12 protein-coding genes, 2 tRNA genes and 3 rRNA genes are annotated in these 17,052 nt (G+C 37.6%); 10 read left to right on the top strand and 7 right to left on the bottom strand.

Going from position 1 to position 17,052, the window contains the following annotated elements; translation table 11 throughout:
- Positions 1-65 precede the first annotated feature (65 nt).
- Genes HQN62_RS17000 through HQN62_RS16985 form a run of 4 tightly spaced genes read left to right on the top strand, consistent with a single transcriptional unit; the run spans position 66 to position 3,399 of the window.
- Entirely contained in the window at positions 66-935 is an 870-nt protein-coding gene (locus HQN62_RS17000; RefSeq protein WP_173505242.1) for a chromate resistance protein ChrB domain-containing protein, read from the top strand.
- Between the two features lie 57 nt (positions 936-992).
- Entirely contained in the window at positions 993-1,493 is a 501-nt protein-coding gene (locus HQN62_RS16995) for a hypothetical protein (RefSeq protein WP_173505241.1), read from the top strand.
- Between the two features lie 14 nt (positions 1,494-1,507).
- Positions 1,508-2,674 carry a chromate transporter gene (locus HQN62_RS16990; RefSeq protein ID WP_173505240.1) on the top strand — a complete coding sequence of 389 codons (1,167 nt, stop codon included), beginning with the start codon at positions 1,508-1,510 and terminating at the stop codon, positions 2,672-2,674.
- Complete coding sequence (locus HQN62_RS16985; protein ID WP_173505239.1) at positions 2,671-3,399, top strand: superoxide dismutase; 729 nt, start codon at positions 2,671-2,673, stop codon at positions 3,397-3,399. Before HQN62_RS16990 ends, HQN62_RS16985 begins: the two co-directional genes overlap by 4 nt.
- Before the next feature lie 335 nt (positions 3,400-3,734).
- On the opposite strand, the gene HQN62_RS16980 is transcribed toward HQN62_RS16985, so the two are convergent.
- The 7 genes from HQN62_RS16980 to HQN62_RS16950 form a co-directional block, all read right to left on the bottom strand.
- Positions 3,735-4,451 carry a DUF4369 domain-containing protein gene (locus tag HQN62_RS16980; RefSeq protein ID WP_116797291.1) on the bottom strand — a complete coding sequence of 239 codons (717 nt, stop codon included), beginning with the start codon at positions 4,449-4,451 and terminating at the stop codon, positions 3,735-3,737.
- 193 nt (positions 4,452-4,644) lie between these two features.
- The gene (locus HQN62_RS16975) at positions 4,645-6,507 is read right to left on the bottom strand and encodes a M61 family metallopeptidase (protein WP_173505238.1); all 1,863 of its coding nucleotides are present in this window, start codon (positions 6,505-6,507) and stop codon (positions 4,645-4,647) included.
- Positions 6,508-6,749: 242 nt separating this feature from the next.
- Positions 6,750-7,028 carry a DUF2805 domain-containing protein gene (locus tag HQN62_RS16970; protein WP_111410921.1) on the bottom strand — a complete coding sequence of 93 codons (279 nt, stop codon included), beginning with the start codon at positions 7,026-7,028 and terminating at the stop codon, positions 6,750-6,752.
- Positions 7,029-7,301: 273 nt separating this feature from the next.
- On the bottom strand, positions 7,302-7,904 hold the full coding sequence (locus tag HQN62_RS16965; RefSeq protein WP_173505237.1) for an alpha-ketoglutarate-dependent dioxygenase AlkB family protein: 603 nt from the start codon (positions 7,902-7,904) through the stop codon (positions 7,302-7,304).
- 74 nt (positions 7,905-7,978) lie between these two features.
- The gene (aqpZ, locus tag HQN62_RS16960; protein ID WP_173505236.1) at positions 7,979-8,686 is read right to left on the bottom strand and encodes an aquaporin Z; all 708 of its coding nucleotides are present in this window, start codon (positions 8,684-8,686) and stop codon (positions 7,979-7,981) included.
- Positions 8,687-8,848: 162 nt separating this feature from the next.
- Positions 8,849-9,742 carry an EamA family transporter gene (locus tag HQN62_RS16955; RefSeq protein WP_173505235.1) on the bottom strand — a complete coding sequence of 298 codons (894 nt, stop codon included), beginning with the start codon at positions 9,740-9,742 and terminating at the stop codon, positions 8,849-8,851.
- Between the two features lie 54 nt (positions 9,743-9,796).
- Complete coding sequence (locus HQN62_RS16950) at positions 9,797-10,219, bottom strand: DUF2721 domain-containing protein (protein ID WP_116797295.1); 423 nt, start codon at positions 10,217-10,219, stop codon at positions 9,797-9,799.
- Positions 10,220-11,075: 856 nt separating this feature from the next.
- Between HQN62_RS16950 and HQN62_RS16945 the strand changes: the two genes are divergently transcribed.
- The 6 genes from HQN62_RS16945 to HQN62_RS16920 all read left to right on the top strand — a co-directional run bounded on the left by HQN62_RS16945 (position 11,076) and on the right by HQN62_RS16920 (position 16,940).
- Positions 11,076-12,589 (top strand): 16S ribosomal RNA (locus HQN62_RS16945).
- A gap of 147 nt (positions 12,590-12,736) precedes the next feature.
- Positions 12,737-12,810, top strand: a tRNA-Ile gene (locus tag HQN62_RS16940).
- A 94-nt stretch (positions 12,811-12,904) separates the two neighbouring features.
- Positions 12,905-12,978, top strand: a tRNA-Ala gene (locus HQN62_RS16935).
- A gap of 126 nt (positions 12,979-13,104) precedes the next feature.
- A 23S ribosomal RNA gene (locus HQN62_RS16930) occupies positions 13,105-15,990 on the top strand.
- Positions 15,991-16,167: 177 nt separating this feature from the next.
- Positions 16,168-16,277: ribosomal RNA gene (gene rrf, locus HQN62_RS16925) — 5S ribosomal RNA — on the top strand.
- Together the 16S, 23S and 5S rRNA genes with 2 tRNA genes alongside form the textbook arrangement of a ribosomal RNA operon.
- 258 nt (positions 16,278-16,535) lie before the next feature.
- On the top strand, positions 16,536-16,940 hold the full coding sequence (locus tag HQN62_RS16920) for a T9SS type A sorting domain-containing protein (protein WP_173505234.1): 405 nt from the start codon (positions 16,536-16,538) through the stop codon (positions 16,938-16,940).
- Positions 16,941-17,052: the final 112 nt, after the last annotated feature.

Raw genomic sequence — 17,052 nt, 5'->3', positions numbered from 1 at the left:
TATAACATATTTTGTAATAAAAATGTAATTTAGCATAAACTTCAAAAAGGAATAATTACTAATAGATGAAATGGATTACTAGAGAACGCCCTAAAATTGATAGAATAGCTTCCCCTTGGTTGATAAAAAATTTTGTAGACAAAGAAGCTGAATTTATATATGTTCCTTTCAGCGAAGTTTTAGATAAAGCAAAAGAATTGGATGCTATTCCATTTGATATTCCTAATGTAGAATTCACGCACTACGAAGAGCAAAGTACCTTTGACTACATAGTAAAAAAATATGAAATTAAAGATTCTGCAATTCTAATTATTGCTGATATTGTTCGTGGAGCCGACACCGATAGACACGATATTGCAAAGGAATCAGCAGGACTTTGGGCAATTTCAGCGGGACTTTCCTATAATATTACAGACGATTACAAATTATTAGAAAGCGGAATGGTTATTTATGATGCGCTATACAGTTGGGCAACGCATTTATACAAACAGAATCATTTACAGAATAGTCCTTTTGAAAATTTATTGCACGAAGTGTATCGCAAATTTTTGAAGAAAGAAAAAGCAAATAAGAAGAAACCACCTGTTTGGGTTAAAGATTTAAAAGCAATAATTCAAGATCAAATAGATACCCAATTTACTTTTGACCTAAAGAAGATTTCTAATGATTTAGAACTTAATCCTTCCTATTTATCAAGGGAGTTTTCCAAGTATTTTGAAGATCTTAATTTTGGAGATTACGTTCGAAAATTACGAATTGAAAAAGCAATTAATCTAATTCAGAATTCAAGCTACCCACTTACGGAGATAGCTTATATGACTGGCTTTTCAGATCAAAGTCATTTTACGAGAATATTTAAGCAGAGTACAGGGAAAAATCCTTCTTCGTACCGAAAAATTGCACAAAAAAGTAATTCAGATACAAAAGGTAAATAATATACTATTTCTACCTTTTTAGTAGTATTAAATTTGTTGTCATAAATTTGAACAATTATGAGACAAGTTAGATTTGCAATTATTTTTGTTTTGTTGGCATTAAACGTCTCTGTTTTTTCTCAGAATGCCTATCCGAAAATAACGGGATATTTTGGAATACTACATCCTATAGTAACTTTCAGCGGAAATGAAACTAATGTTAACTTTAGAGATTATTATGCTGTAGGGTTTCCAACTGGAATTAATATTTGGAAAAGCGCTAAAATTGGGTTTTCCTTTGAAGTAGTTCCTAATATAAAAGCCGAAAATGGTGTTAGCAAAATGAATAGTTTATTGTTTCATCCAGGTGTATTGGTAGCTTTAGGAAACGGTTATACGTTTGCAGGTCGAGCAGCCTTCGAGACTAATGGCAGGTATGGCTTCACTCCAGTATTCAATAAAACAGTAATTAAAAATGCCAATAGTAGTTATTATGTTGCTATTCCATTGCCTGTACGGTTTGGGAATGAACATCCTACAACATTTGGTATAGGTTTCCAATTTGGCATAGCATTTTAAAAACATCTAAAATTATGAAAGAGAACCCAACATACACTTTAAAAGAGTTAGCATTATATTTCCTGAAATTAGGAACAATAGGTTTTGGCGGTCCAGTAGCATTGGTTGGCTATATGCACAGAGATTTAGTCGAAGACAGAAAATGGATTTCAGAAGAAGAATATAAAGAAGGTCTAGCTTTAGCACAATTAGCGCCTGGCCCACTAGCAGCACAATTAGCAATTTACCTTGGGTTTGTGCATTACAGTTTTTTGGGAGCAACTTTGATAGGATTTGCCTTTGTTTTGCCTTCGTTTATAATGGTGGTATTATTGGGAATCGTTTATAAATTATACGGAGGATTGTTTTGGATACAAGCGGTTTTTTATGGTGTAGGTGCAGCTGTTATAGGTATTATTGTAATGAGTTCTTATAAGCTGACGATAAAATCTATCGGTAAATTCAATTTAACCTCTTTTAAAACGAATTGGTTGTTGTGGCTGTTTTTTCTAGTCGCAGTGGTTATAACATTAGTTACACAGCAGGAACAAGTTTTACTATTTGTATTTGCCGGGCTTTTATATATGTTTGTCAAAGCTCCTCCAAAATGGTTTAATAATAAAACTGCCAATTCTATTGTCCTATTGCAAATGGGTTTTTGGAGCTATGATAATTCTACTCTGATGAAAATTGGTATCTTTTTTGCGGAAGCGGGAGCATTTGTATTTGGGAGCGGTTTGGCAATTGTCCCATTTTTACACTCCGGAGTTGTGATAGAGAATCAATGGTTGACGGAACATCAATTTGTTGATGCCGTTGCCGTTGCAATGATTACTCCTGGTCCAGTTGTTATTACTGTTGGTTTTGTCGGTTATTTAGTTGCAGGGTTTTCTGGAGCCTTGGTTGCTGCTTTAGCCACATTTTTGCCCTGTTATTTATTTACGATTGCTTTGGCTCCATCCTTTAAAAAAATCGCACAAAATCAATCAATAAAATCTTTTGTAGATGGTATTACTGCAGCTGTTGTTGGAGCATTAGTTGGAGCCGTTGGTGTAATTGCTTCCAGAAGTATTTTGGATATTCCAACAACTCTAATAGCTATTGCGACCATTTTTGCTTTACTTTATATCAAGAAAATTCAGGAGCCCTACATAATTGCCGTTGCAGCAGTTTTAGGGGTTGTTATAAAATTAATGCTATGAACAGAAAAGATTTTTTAAAATCAGGTACATTGTTTGGTGCAGCAGCATTGGTGCTTCCTACTACCAATGCGTTTGCGAAAAATTTAGCTGATAATTCAATTGATAAATTGGTAGATGCCAATGGTAATTATATCCAACAGACATTGCCTTATAGCGAAAGTTTTCTAGAACCCTATATGGATGCTGAAACCTTGCATCTGCATTATACTTTTCATCATGGTGGAGCAGTAAAAGGAGCGAACAAGGATTTGCAAATGATAAAAAAGGCATTAGATGAAAACAATTTGGAAACGGTTGATTTTTGGACAAAAAAACTATCCTATCATTTTTCATCTCATATCTTGCATTCTATATTTTGGACAAATCTAACTAATAAAAGCACTTTGCCACAAGGAGATTTATTAAAGCGAATTGAGAAAAGTTTTGGAAGTTTCGACCGACTTAAAGTATTGATTGCTGCAACTGCCAAAAATGTAGATGGTAATGGTTGGGGAATATTAGCCTACCAGCCTTACAGTGATAGTTTAGTAATCTTGCAATGCGAAAACCACGAAAAGCTAACACAGTGGGGGGCGATTCCAATATTGGTTATTGATGTTTGGGAACACGCTTATTATTTAAAGTATAAAAATAAACGTACTGATTTTGTTGATGCACTTTTTAATATTATCAATTGGGATAATGTGGCATTGCGATTGAACGATGCCTTGAAATTAACTAGATAGTATATTTAAAGGTTGAATGTTTTATTCCAAAAAGGATATTTGTTGCAATAAACAAATATCCTTTTTTGTTTTAAATAGAATTTGATTTCTTTCACTATTGTTGTTGATTTCTATTGGTTCGCGAGAGGGATAGAAGCTGGCTACCGAAGTAGCGCGTATAACCCGACCGCATTTTTGGGAAGGGCCGTATAAGCGCAATAGATGATTTGGCCCTTTCCGAAAATGGGGTCTCGCCCAAATGAATTTTGATGAACTGATGAAGTAAACCTCTGTTGAATTATGGATACAAAAAAAACCGCCTTGATAGGCGGTTTCGATTTATAGAATAAGTTGAATTATTTAGCTTCAGTTTCTTTTATAGCATTAACGTATTTAGTTAATTTTTTACCATAAAGAGAGTTGGCTACTTTTGGAGTCATTGATTTTTGAATGGTATCCAAATATTTGATGTTGATATCATAAATTTCGGCCAAAGCAATATACGGAGATACTTCATGATCCTTATTATTTACTGCAAAATTGGTTGCATAAAGATATTTACGTTTGATGTTGTTGTCTTGTAAAGCGTTTATACTATCTATTGCTTTTGCATTATTGCTTTTTATGGCTTTAAATTTTTGCTCAATCAAGCTTAGATTTTCGTCACTGAAACGAGAATTTATTTTTTTGTATTCCTCATATAATTCTTGGTTTTTTGACCCAGTGATTTTTGCACTTGAAATAAATGAATCTAAGTTAGTGTCAATATTGATTGTTCCAGGTTCTGCAAAAAACATGATGTTGTTGTCAAGTGAGTTGGTTACACCTCTGTCAAGATATAGGTACAACATTTCGGGAGATTTTAAGTCAATGTTACTTTCAAAAGCAGAATTTCCATCAATCTTGATGCTGTCGATCGCCACAAGGGAAGAGTCAGCATATCTTTGAATGTACAAAGTTCCTTCTTTTAATCCTTTGATATTTCCTGTGATATGCAGATTTGTTTTGGATTCATTTTTGTTACAGGCGACCAAAAGAATTAGGGTAACAAAAGCAATAATTGAATTTTTCATGTGTAAATTATATTTATTTTTTTGGGAACATAAAAACACTAATCTTCATTAATGAATTATGAAGATTTTAGTTTTGTTTATTTTTGGCGCAAAATAAAGAAAATTGTTGGAATGAATCAGTTTAATGAGAGTGAATTTCAAAAAAAAATCCCAATCTAGTTTTAGATTGGGATTTTGTGTAGGCTTGTTAAGATTATCCTTTCAGCCAGGCTTCTCTCAAAGCTGCTTTTGAGGCATCGGTTGCTTCAAGACCGTCGGTATCTATATATGGGAATTTTACAACTCCTTTTAATACTTGTTCTTTTCCGTCACGTTTAATTTTTATAGAAATTGCATCATTCTCTTTCCATTTTTGACTTTCCGAAATCATGTCGTAAATATTGTCTAGCGAATAAGGCTTATCATTGATGGCAAGAATTATGTCGCCTCCTTTTAGGTCTAATGTAGTGTAGAAAATATTCAATTCTTTGTTAGGAGCCACGAAAATCTCTTTGTTTTCATGATTGACAGCGATGTATGGAACCTGACCTTTTAGGAATATCCCTTCTGGTGTTTTTTTTGTAACTTTTGTTACTCCAACTTTTGCTAAATAATCATAATAAGGAATAGGTGTTGGGCCAGATACATATGTGGTTAAAAAAGTACCAACTTCAGGATAGGTTAATGACGTTATTTTTGCAAATAAATCAGCATCATTAAATGGTTTTGAAACTCCATATTCATTAGATAATTGATGCATTAAATCTAATATTCCTCTTTTTCCTCCGCTACTTTCTCTGATTTGTATGTCTAAGCACATTCCAATTAATGCTCCTTTTTGATATACATTTAAGTACTGATCTTTATAAGGCTCAGTTAGTACATTAGCACTCATAGTTGTAAATGGCATTGTGTCATTCAAAGCGTTTGCGCCTTCTATTTTTTCGGATATACGAGAATAGAATTCGTTTTCATTAATTAACCCTTGATTGATTTGGAAAAGATTGGCAAAATATTCAGTTACTCCTTCATACATCCATAAATGTTGAGACATTTTTGGAGCGTTATAATCAAAATATTGGATTTCTTTTGAGTGGATTGTTAATGGAGTTACAATATGAAAAAATTCATGTGAAACAACATCTTTCATTTGTTTTACCAATTCGTCTTTTGGCATCATTTCTGGCATAACTACAGTAGTTGCAGTTGGATGTTCCAGTGCTCCAAAACCTTTTGCATCGGTTGGAGACATTGTAGAAAGATAAAGAATTACAGTGTATTTTTTTGTGGAATTAATTTTTCCTAAAAATGTTTTTTGTGCAGTCATCATTGTCTTCATTTCGGGAGTAATACTCTCTGCTGTGAATTTTCCTGATGGTGAGTATACTGCAATTTGAATATCCATACCATCTACATTAAAAGTAGTGTAGTCAGGTTTGGAGTACATGATTGGGTTTTCCAATAATTCTGAATAAAGTGGCATTTCAAAAAGATCTACTGTTTTGGAACTATCTTTGTCAATCATTGAGGTAGCTCCCCAAAGCGTTTCAGGATGAGTAATGGTAACTTTATAAGGTGTTTCTTTTTTGTCTTGAAAATAACCAACAAATCCATGTAAATTAAGCATAAAGTTTTTATTGGCATCGATGTTTGTCCCAGCAGGAGAGAATACATCATCTTTTCCAAAACCTCTTCCTTTTTCACTGTCGAAAGTGTCGTTTACTAAATAAGTAATTTTTACTAATGATTTTGCTTTTTTGATTGACCAAGTATTATCATCAGTTTTTGTAACAGTCAACAAGTTTCCTTTGCTGTCATAGGCTTTAAAATCGGCAACGTATTTTCCATAATCATCTACGGAATAGGTGCCAGGAACTGTTTTTGGAAGACTATAGGTGATTTCATCAGTTTTGATTTTTGGAGCTTTTACCGTAACCAAAACTTGATCGTCTTTTACATCAGTAAGATTGATGTTGACCTCAATTTCTTCTTTTTTTGAATCTACAGGATGTTTAATATTAGCTTTACTTGTCCAAATTAGAGAAGAAAAAGCAAATGCAAAGATTATTTTTTTCATTTTGTAAGTGTTTGTTTTGTGCATTAGTATTGTAAAATCTAAAAATGTTACAAAAATGTTTTAATTAAAGGATTTGTTGAAAAAAAATAACTAAAAAAAGGGCTTGATATTTGTTGTGAAGAATTTTTTATTATTTGAAATGTAGATTCGAGCAAGAATCAATACGTTTATGAGTTGATTAAGATTTTGAAAAAATAAAGCAATAAAAAAACTCCTGAAAGTCAGGAGTTTAAGAGGTTTGGTTAGTCAAGTTTGTTTTTTATATAATATTTTCCGTCTAAATCTTCATCAAAATCATCGATTTTAAGAGGTTTTGGTTTAGGTTTACTTGCAATAGCTTTCTTTTTCCACATTTCATATTTCTCTGCGGGCATTTTCTTTTTCATAATTTCAAGTACCTCTTTCTCTGCTAATCCAAATTCTTTTTTAATAATTTCAAATGGATTTCTCTCCTCTTGGGCCAATGCAATCAGTCTTTCTGTTTGTTCCCAGTTTAATTCTTTGCGGTTACTCTTTTTCATCACGTGAAAATTAATTCTATTTGGTATTAATGATTAATAAATCTGATTTTAAATCTTATACCAATATTAATAAAAATAATTATCACTTTTTATTTTAATTAAAAAAATATTTGAATTTTTAATTCTTTTAAGTATATCACGTTTTTAAAAAGAAGTTTTAATTAAATTCCCAGTTGATTGTTTTCTTTTTTATAGATATGTACATTCAAATTTTACATTATTTTGTTTGTAAGCTTATTTTGGAATTATGTCAATTTTCATTGACTATTTATTTTATTTAATGACCCGAAAGGTTAGATTTATTCTTGGTTCAATAGGTTTGCTCGTTTTTGGAACTTGATGTTTCCAAAAATGCTGTGTAGTACCTTTCATTAATAACAGACTCCCGTTTTCTAAAATAATAGTCTTTTTTTGAGAGGCATCAAAGTTGTGTTTTAATTGGAAGTTGCGTTCTGCTCCTAAACTTAATGAAGCGATTACGGGATTTACACCTAATTCTTTTTCGTTATCGGCATGCCAACCATTACTATCACTACCATCTCTATAATAATTCAATAAAACGGTAGTGAAATTAGTGTCTAAAATACTTTCTGCAAGAGATTTAATTTTTTGTAAAGTCAATGTCCAATGATGAGGTTGCATAATGATGTTAGAGTAGGAGTAAGGTTTTCCTTCATTTCCATATAAAGCAGTCAATCGCGGTTGCAAATGTTTTTTGCCATAAACCGTAATTTCGTCCTGTTGCCAAGGAATATTTTCAATCAATTCCTGAAAAAGAGAGTCGGCCTCCTCTTTTGAAAGAAAAGCTGGGAAGTAGATGATTTCTGCATCTGGTAAATTAAAAACTATGGGCTCGGATTGAAAAAGTGAATTCATATTACAAAAATAAAGAGAAAAACAAAATCTTGTATTTCGTTTTTCTCTTTATAATTATTTTTATGTTGTAAAATCTAAGCTTCGGAATGGTCCTGCAATAAATTTTTATAAATAAAACCAGCGACAATAGCACCTAAAATAGGGGCAACCCAAAATAACCAAAGTTGCGATAGTGGTTCACCGCCTACGAAAATAGCCTGAGATAATGATCTTGCAGGATTTACAGAAGTGTTTGTAATTGGAATACTGATTAAGTGAATAAGAGTAAGTCCAAGTCCAATAGCAATTCCAGCAAATCTTCCATTGGCAAATTTATCTGTGGCGCCAAGTATAATTAAAAGGAAAAATAATGTTAGTACAAATTCGGCAATAAAAGCGGCTTGCATAGAATAACCATCTGGAGAAAAAGCACCGTACCCATTTGATGCAAAAGCACCAGCCTTAGTATTGTCTATCATAAATCCAGCTTTTCCAGAAGCAATAGTGAAAAGTGTTCCGGCAGCTGCAACAGCACCTACGCATTGTGCTATTATATAAGGAAGCAATTCTTTGGCTGAAAATCTTCCGCCGGCCCATAATCCAAAAGAGACAGCTGGATTAAAATGTCCTCCTGAAATATGTCCGACAGCATAAGCCATAGTCAAAACAGTTAAACCAAAGGCCAATGAAACTCCCACAAATCCAATTCCTAAATCAGGTATGCCTGCTGCAAATAATGCGCTACCACAACCTCCAAAAACCAACCAATACGTTCCGAAAAATTCTGCAAAAAGTTTTTTCATGATAAAAAAATTAAGTTAATAGCTAATAGGTGAAAATGTTTAAAATAGTTTTCAATACAATGTCTTTGTAATTTAATAAGAATTGTATGGATTACGAATTTATAAAAAAATTAACAAATAATAACTATAACTGCGTTTTTTTAATACTGATAATCAGTGAGATTACTCTTTTTTGAAGTTGATGTTCATTATAATGATAGCCAATATAATGAGGAGTATACCTACCCATTGTAACAAAACAACATTTTCATGTAAAAGAAAATAAGCCATTAAAACCGAAACAGGAAGTTCAAGTGCCGAAACTATACTTCCTAATCCAATCCCTGTTAGCGGAAATCCTGCATTCATAAGCATTGGTGGAATAATTGTGCCAAAAAGAGATAAAATGATTCCCCATTTAAGAAATATAGCATAATGAAATGCAGTATTTTGTGTTGCGATTCCAAAAGCAAAAACAATTACGGCTCCTCCCAAAAGCATATACAAGCTACGTTGTGCCGAAGAAATTCCTAAGGCAACTCGATTGGCAGTAAACATAGTGGTTGTGAACGAACAGGCAGCTAACATTCCCATAACAAGTCCTCGCCAATCCAACTGAATTTCATTCTTAAAGATGTTGGTGGCCAAAAGTGTTCCTATTAAAACGACAAGAGCCGCTACGATTTTTTGTGTTGAAGGAATTTTTTTCTCCAAAATCATTTCCAGTATTAAGCCAATCCACACCGTTTGCATCAACAATACAATGGCTATAGAAACAGGAATATATTTAACGGCCATATAATAAAAGACACTGGTCAAACCCATAGAAGTCCCAGCGATCATCAACTGGAATATGTTTTTCTTTGTGGCTTTGATAACCTCATTTTCGCTTTTGGCTTTTTGAAACCAATTAATGATAAGAATTCCGAGAATTCCTAATACGAATTGTGAAATAGTGACTTCGGCGGTAGTATATCCTTCGTTATAAGCCATTTTTACAAAAGTGGCCAGCATTCCGTAACTAGTCGCGCCAAATCCTACCAAAAAGACTCCTTTGAGTGTATTGTTTTTAAACATATTTGAATGTGTGTGTTTTTTTGTTTTTAGATAATAAGAAGAAATCTATTTTGCTTAAATAGTCGGCTGTTGTTCTTTTTCAAGCTCTTTATGAGTCAGATCACTCAAATGCAAACGCAGTGCATCAACCGAAATGTTAATCTCCCAAAAGCAAAGTGCCAAAGAGATTAACAGAGCAAGCAAACTGAAACCAAATAAGTAAATCCCAGTCAATTGATAATCTAAGAATAATACCAGCATTGTAAAAACAGACAGGAATAAACTCAACACACCTGCCATCTGCATAAAGCGAATAAGAGTCAATCGCAGGTTGAGGTTTTTTATTTCCAGCAAAATCAATCGATTCTCCTTTTCTTTATAGGCTTTCTTCAGGCCGCGTATAATGGTCGCGAGTGTCAAAAACCGATTAGTGTAAGCCAACAAGATTAATGAAGTTGCCGAAAACAGTAAAGCGGGAGTTTCTATATGAAGTGTCATTAATGTATTTTTTAGATTGCAAAGTTCGCTTTTTTTAAGCAGTAATAAAAACCGCAAGTATAGTTTATAGAAGGTCAAAAGGAAGGATAATATATGAAGGTAGCCAAAATCCAAATACTCGGGAGCTCTTTCCCGCTATCCGCTACAATCTTATAAGCCGAACCCCGGCTTATAAGGATTTCCGCTTTTATCGGGGCTAGGGGTCCAGGTTTTTCATAAGAAAGAAAGTGAAAGATTCATATCATGTATATAGGAGATACCTTTACAGAAGGAAATCAGCACCTTTATATATAGAATACGAGGTTTGAAAAGGAAAGATTCGTGGAAATGTGTTTTCTCTATATTTTATTCATGCCTCCCCAGTCCCAAAACAAACCCAAAAGGATCAAAAGCGATTAAATTATCAGAAACGGCCTATTGAAATTTTGATATCCACAAAAAAGGTTATCTGTAAATTTCAATATATCAATGCATTAAAAATTAATTGTAAAATTAAAGTAAAATAATTGCAAAAAGCCATTGTTTAAACGAATAAACTAGCTACTTTTGCACCCGCAACAACGCACAAGTTCTTTTACATACTGGCAAGCAAACGAATTGAAACTGAAAATTTATTTTCAAAAAATATTCAAAAAAGCTTGTGAGAGAAGAAAAAGCTTTGTACTTTTGCACCCGCTAATCGAGAGACTGGCGCACAAAAAACAAGAAGAACACGTTCCTAGACATATTGAATTGACAGCCGTTCTGATGAAAATCAGAACAAAAGAATAAGAGTAATAGAATCGGAAGATTTGAATAAAGAACCACTAGAACTTCAGTCAAACATTAATAGCTTAAGCAATTAAGCAAGCAATATACGATGAAGAGTTTGATCCTGGCTCAGGATGAACGCTAGCGGCAGGCTTAACACATGCAAGTCGAGGGGTATAGTTCTTCGGAATTAGAGACCGGCGCACGGGTGCGTAACGCGTATGCAATCTACCTTTTACAGAGGGATAGCCCAGAGAAATTTGGATTAATACCTCATAGTATGTGAGAATGGCATCATTTTCACATTAAAGTCACAACGGTAAAAGATGAGCATGCGTCCCATTAGCTAGTTGGTAAGGTAACGGCTTACCAAGGCTACGATGGGTAGGGGTCCTGAGAGGGAGATCCCCCACACTGGTACTGAGACACGGACCAGACTCCTACGGGAGGCAGCAGTGAGGAATATTGGACAATGGGCGCAAGCCTGATCCAGCCATGCCGCGTGCAGGATGACGGTCCTATGGATTGTAAACTGCTTTTGTACGAGAAGAAACACTCCTTCGTGAAGGAGCTTGACGGTATCGTAAGAATAAGGATCGGCTAACTCCGTGCCAGCAGCCGCGGTAATACGGAGGATCCAAGCGTTATCCGGAATCATTGGGTTTAAAGGGTCCGTAGGCGGTTTGGTAAGTCAGTGGTGAAAGCCCATCGCTCAACGGTGGAACGGCCATTGATACTGCCAGACTTGAATTATTAGGAAGTAACTAGAATATGTAGTGTAGCGGTGAAATGCTTAGAGATTACATGGAATACCAATTGCGAAGGCAGGTTACTACTAATGGATTGACGCTGATGGACGAAAGCGTGGGTAGCGAACAGGATTAGATACCCTGGTAGTCCACGCCGTAAACGATGGATACTAGCTGTTGGGAGCGATCTCAGTGGCTAAGCGAAAGTGATAAGTATCCCACCTGGGGAGTACGTTCGCAAGAATGAAACTCAAAGGAATTGACGGGGGCCCGCACAAGCGGTGGAGCATGTGGTTTAATTCGATGATACGCGAGGAACCTTACCAAGGCTTAAATGTAGATTGACCGGTTTGGAAACAGATCTTTCGCAAGACAATTTACAAGGTGCTGCATGGTTGTCGTCAGCTCGTGCCGTGAGGTGTCAGGTTAAGTCCTATAACGAGCGCAACCCCTGTTGTTAGTTGCCAGCGAGTCATGTCGGGAACTCTAACGAGACTGCCAGTGCAAACTGTGAGGAAGGTGGGGATGACGTCAAATCATCACGGCCCTTACGCCTTGGGCTACACACGTGCTACAATGGCCGGTACAGAGAGCAGCCACTGGGTGACCAGGAGCGAATCTACAAAACCGGTCACAGTTCGGATCGGAGTCTGCAACTCGACTCCGTGAAGCTGGAATCGCTAGTAATCGGATATCAGCCATGATCCGGTGAATACGTTCCCGGGCCTTGTACACACCGCCCGTCAAGCCATGGAAGCTGGGGGTGCCTGAAGTCGGTGACCGCAAGGAGCTGCCTAGGGTAAAACTGGTAACTAGGGCTAAGTCGTAACAAGGTAGCCGTACCGGAAGGTGCGGCTGGAACACCTCCTTTCTAGAGCCTTAGTGTTAGTAGCAATACACGCTGAGGAAAGAAGACGAAAAGAACTATTGGTTACAAAAACAAAGATTATATTACTCTTGCTGTTAATTTAAAAAACATGCGTAAAATTAAAAAAAGCGCAAAAATAAGAATGAAGAGTGTCTCGTAGCTCAGCTGGTTAGAGTACTACACTGATAATGTAGGGGTCGACAGTTCGAGTCTGTCCGAGACAACTATTTTCACCTTTAAAAAAAAGGAAATTCTAGAGTTGAGAAGTTAAGAGTTAGACTAATAACTAATTACTAACAACTAATAACTCAAAAAATTGGGGGATTAGCTCAGCTGGCTAGAGCGCCTGCCTTGCACGCAGGAGGTCAACGGTTCGACTCCGTTATTCTCCACAGATCCGAAAGGATAAAAGTTCATTGACATATTGAGATAAGAAATAATAAAAAGTAGAAAGCAGTTTTTTCTAATTTATTAGAGAAAACGAAAAAAAACGGTCGTAATTGATTTTACGATTGGTACAATAAGCAAAATAAGGGCGTATGGGGGATGCCTTGGCTCTCAGAGGCGATGAAAGGCGTGATAAGCTGCGAAAAGTTACGGGGATTGGCACACACGATATGATCCGTAAATACCTGAATGGGGCAACCCACTATGTTGAAGACATAGTACACCGATAGGTGGGCAAACCCGCTGAACTGAAACATCTAAGTAGGCGGAGGAGAAGAAAACAAAAGTGATTCCGTAAGTAGTGGCGAGCGAACGCGGATTAGCCCAAACCAATGTTGTTACGGCAATGTTGGGGTTGTAGGACCACGAGATTTAATGCGGATAGAATTAGAATCTACTGGAAAGTAGAGCCAAAGAAGGTGATAGCCCTGTATAAGTAATAGAAGATATTGATAGTGGTATCCTGAGTAGGGCGGGGCACGTGAAACCCTGTCTGAATTTGGCGGGACCATCCGCTAAGGCTAAATACTCCTGAGAGACCGATAGTGAACCAGTACCGTGAGGGAAAGGTGAAAAGAACCGTGAATAACGGAGTGAAATAGATCCTGAAACCATACGCTTACAAGCGGTCGGAGCCCTTTTGTGGGGTGACGGCGTGCCTTTTGCATAATGAGCCTACGAGTTAACGTTGCTGGCAAGGATAAGTGGTTAAGCCACGGATCCGTAGCGAAAGCGAGTCTGAATAGGGCGCTTTAGTCAGTAGTGTTAGACGCGAAACCGTGTGATCTACCCATGGGCAGGATGAAGCGCTGGTAACACAGTGTGGAGGTCCGAACCGGTTGACGTTGAAAAGTCTTCGGATGACCTGTGGGTAGGGGTGAAAGGCCAATCAAACTCGGAAATAGCTCGTACTCCCCGAAATGCATTTAGGTGCAGCGCACGGCGCAAAGTTATATAGAGGTAGAGCTACTGATTGGATGCGGGGGCTTCACCGCCTACCAATTCCTGACAAACTCCGAATGCTATATAATGTTTCCGTGCAGTGAGGGCTTGGGTGCTAAGGTCCAAGTCCGAGAGGGAAAGAACCCAGACCATCAGCTAAGGTCCCCAAATATATGTTAAGTTGAAAGAACGAGGTTTGTCTGCCCAGACAGCTAGGATGTTGGCTTGGAAGCAGCCATTCATTTAAAGAGTGCGTAACAGCTCACTAGTCGAGCGGACGAGCATGGATAATAATCGGGCATAAACATATTACCGAAGCTATGGATTTAGAGTTTACTCTAAGTGGTAGGGGAGCATTCTAACAGGGTTGAAGGTGTATCGTAAGGTATGCTGGACTGGTTAGAAAAGAAAATGTAGGCATAAGTAACGATAATGCGGGCGAGAAACCCGCACACCGAAAGACTAAGGTTTCCACAGCTATGCTAATCAGCTGTGGGTTAGTCGGGACCTAAGGCGAACCCGAAAGGGACAGTCGATGGACAACGGGTTAATATTCCCGTACTACTGATTACTGTGATGGGGTGACGGAGTGATGAAAGCGCCGCGAACTGACGGAATAGTTCGTTGAAGTACCTACCTATAAGCTGCGCAGGCAAATCCACGCGGCTTGGGGAAATACGATAGTACTCGGAGTCTTCGGACAAAGAGATAGTGCGCCTAAGGGCTTCCAAGAAAAACCTCTAAACTTCAGGTAATTAGTACCCGTACCGCAAACCGACACAGGTAGTCGAGGAGAGAATCCTAAGGTGCTCGAGAGATTCATGGCTAAGGAATTAGGCAAAATAGACCCGTAACTTCGGGAGAAGGGTCGCCTCTGAGTAATCAGAGGCCGCAGTGAAGAGGTCCAGGCGACTGTTTATCAAAAACACAGGGCTCTGCAAAATCGTAAGATGAAGTATAGGGCCTGACACCTGCCCGGTGCTGGAAGGTTAAGAGGAGATGTTATCTTCGGAGAAGCATTGAATTGAAGCCCCAGTAAACGGCGGCCGTAACTATAACGGTCCTAAGGTAGCGAAATTCCTTGTCGGGTAAGTTCCGACCTGCACGAATGGTGTAACGATCTGGACACTGTCTCAGCCATGAGCTCGGTGAAATTGTAGTAACGGTGAAGATGCCGTTTACCCGCAGTGGGACGAAAAGACCCTGTGCACCTTTACTATAGCTTAGTATTGACCTTGGATAAATGATGTGTAGGATAGGTTGGAGACTGTGAAGTGGCGTCGCCAGGCGTTGTGGAGTCATTGTTGAAATACAACCCTTTGTTTATCTGAGGCCTAACCCCGAAATTCGGGGGACATTGCTTGGTGGGTAGTTTGACTGGGGTGGTCGCCTCCAAAAGAGTAACGGAGGCTTCTAAAGGTTCCCTCAGTACGCTTGGTAACCGTGCGTAGAGTGCAATGGCATAAGGGAGCTTGACTGAGAGACATACAGGTCGATCAGGTACGAAAGTAGAGCATAGTGATCCGGTGGTTCCGCATGGAAGGGCCATCGCTCAAAGGATAAAAGGTACGCCGGGGATAACAGGCTGATCTCCCCCAAGAGCTCATATCGACGGGGGGGTTTGGCACCTCGATGTCGGCTCGTCACATCCTGGGGCTGGAGAAGGTCCCAAGGGTTGGGCTGTTCGCCCATTAAAGTGGCACGCGAGCTGGGTTCAGAACGTCGTGAGACAGTTCGGTCTCTATCTACTGTGGGCGCAAGAAATTTGAGTGGATCTGATTCTAGTACGAGAGGACCGAATTGGACTAACCTCTAGTGTATCTGTTGTCCCGCCAGGGGCACCGCAGAGTAGCTACGTTGGGAAGGGATAAGCGCTGAAAGCATATAAGCGCGAAACCCACCACAAGATGAGATTTCTTTTAAGGGTCGTGGGAGATGACCACGTTGATAGGCTATAGATGTAAAGGCAGTAATGTCATAGTCGAGTAGTACTAATAACCCGTAAGCTTATGTACACCTTTTCCCCCGATGCAAGTCGGGGGGAGAAACTTTCTAATACTTTTTATATTCTTTATCTCAGTATGTTAAGATATTAGTTTTAATTATTAATGGTTAATGATTACCCGAGGCGAAAGCCGAACGGAGCGAAGCTAATTATTAATTAAAAAAGTTGTCCAAAGCAACTAACGACTTAAGGTGGTTATTGCGGCGGGGCTCACCTCTTCCCATCCCGAACAGAGTAGTTAAGCCCGCCTGCGCAGATGGTACTGCAGTTATGTGGGAGAGTATGTCGCTGCCTTTTTTTACAAAACCCTGTTTCGAAAGAAACGGGGTTTTTTCTTTTATAAAAGTTTTAGGTTTTTAGTGGATTTTATAAAAATAGCAATTTTAAAAACTATTCAAAATTACCCTAGATAGATACTAAATTGTCTTAATATGTAATATATCGTTTTCGTAAGGTTAAAATAGCATTTGTATCGGAAAATGCAGTTGTGTTTTAAACAGAATTATGATACTACTTTAGCAATAGAAATTATTACTAATTTAAAACGACAGTATTATGAAAACGATTTTAAAACTTAGTCTGGTAGTATTGGTTGCAATGACCACGATGAGTACTTATGCAATCGATGGTGATTTTTTACTTAACGTAAAAAAAGGAACGGGTAAAGAAATTAGTTTTTCGGTAAATGAGATTCAGAAAGCCAATGTAACGATCTACGATAAGTCTCATAATGTAATCTACTCTGAAATAGCCACCGGCAAAGGAGGGATTATGAAAACGTATAGCCTTGAAGAGTTTCCTGACGGGGTTTATTTCCTGGAAGTGGAAACCAATCTCAAGAAAGTGACGCACGAGATTGTGATCACCAATGAGGTTTCTACACTATCTAGAAAATCAGTGGCCGAGGTGTACAAAGGGGATCTGAAAATGAAGAACCAAAATGTGGCCACGGTGAATTAATTGGGTTATTTTATAAAAAAAAGTGCTTACTTCGAAATCACAAAAAACAGCTCCTCTTTGGGGCTTTTTTTTGTTTATAGGACAATACTAAATTTAATCATTAAATACTAAA

This window comes from Flavobacterium sp. M31R6 (assembly GCF_013284035.1).
GTDB lineage: Bacteria > Bacteroidota > Bacteroidia > Flavobacteriales > Flavobacteriaceae > Flavobacterium.
This window is presented reverse-complemented; position numbering and strand designations above follow the sequence as displayed.

Bases quoted from the DNA above. Each gene is read 5' to 3' on its own strand.
- HQN62_RS17000 (WP_173505242.1), top strand. From the start codon at position 66: ATGAAATGGATTACTAGAGAACGCCCTAAAATTGATAGAATAGCTTCC.
- HQN62_RS16995 (WP_173505241.1), top strand. From the start codon at position 993: ATGAGACAAGTTAGATTTGCAATTATTTTTGTTTTGTTGGCATTAAAC.
- HQN62_RS16990 (WP_173505240.1), top strand. From the start codon at position 1,508: ATGAAAGAGAACCCAACATACACTTTAAAAGAGTTAGCATTATATTTC.
- HQN62_RS16985 (WP_173505239.1), top strand. From the start codon at position 2,671: ATGAACAGAAAAGATTTTTTAAAATCAGGTACATTGTTTGGTGCAGCA.
- HQN62_RS16980 (WP_116797291.1), bottom strand. From the start codon at position 4,451: ATGAAAAATTCAATTATTGCTTTTGTTACCCTAATTCTTTTGGTCGCC.
- HQN62_RS16975 (WP_173505238.1), bottom strand. From the start codon at position 6,507: ATGAAAAAAATAATCTTTGCATTTGCTTTTTCTTCTCTAATTTGGACA.
- HQN62_RS16970 (WP_111410921.1), bottom strand. From the start codon at position 7,028: ATGAAAAAGAGTAACCGCAAAGAATTAAACTGGGAACAAACAGAAAGA.
- HQN62_RS16965 (WP_173505237.1), bottom strand. From the start codon at position 7,904: ATGAATTCACTTTTTCAATCCGAGCCCATAGTTTTTAATTTACCAGAT.
- aqpZ (WP_173505236.1), bottom strand. From the start codon at position 8,686: ATGAAAAAACTTTTTGCAGAATTTTTCGGAACGTATTGGTTGGTTTTT.
- HQN62_RS16955 (WP_173505235.1), bottom strand. From the start codon at position 9,742: ATGTTTAAAAACAATACACTCAAAGGAGTCTTTTTGGTAGGATTTGGC.
- HQN62_RS16950 (WP_116797295.1), bottom strand. From the start codon at position 10,219: ATGACACTTCATATAGAAACTCCCGCTTTACTGTTTTCGGCAACTTCA.
- HQN62_RS16920 (WP_173505234.1), top strand. From the start codon at position 16,536: ATGAAAACGATTTTAAAACTTAGTCTGGTAGTATTGGTTGCAATGACC.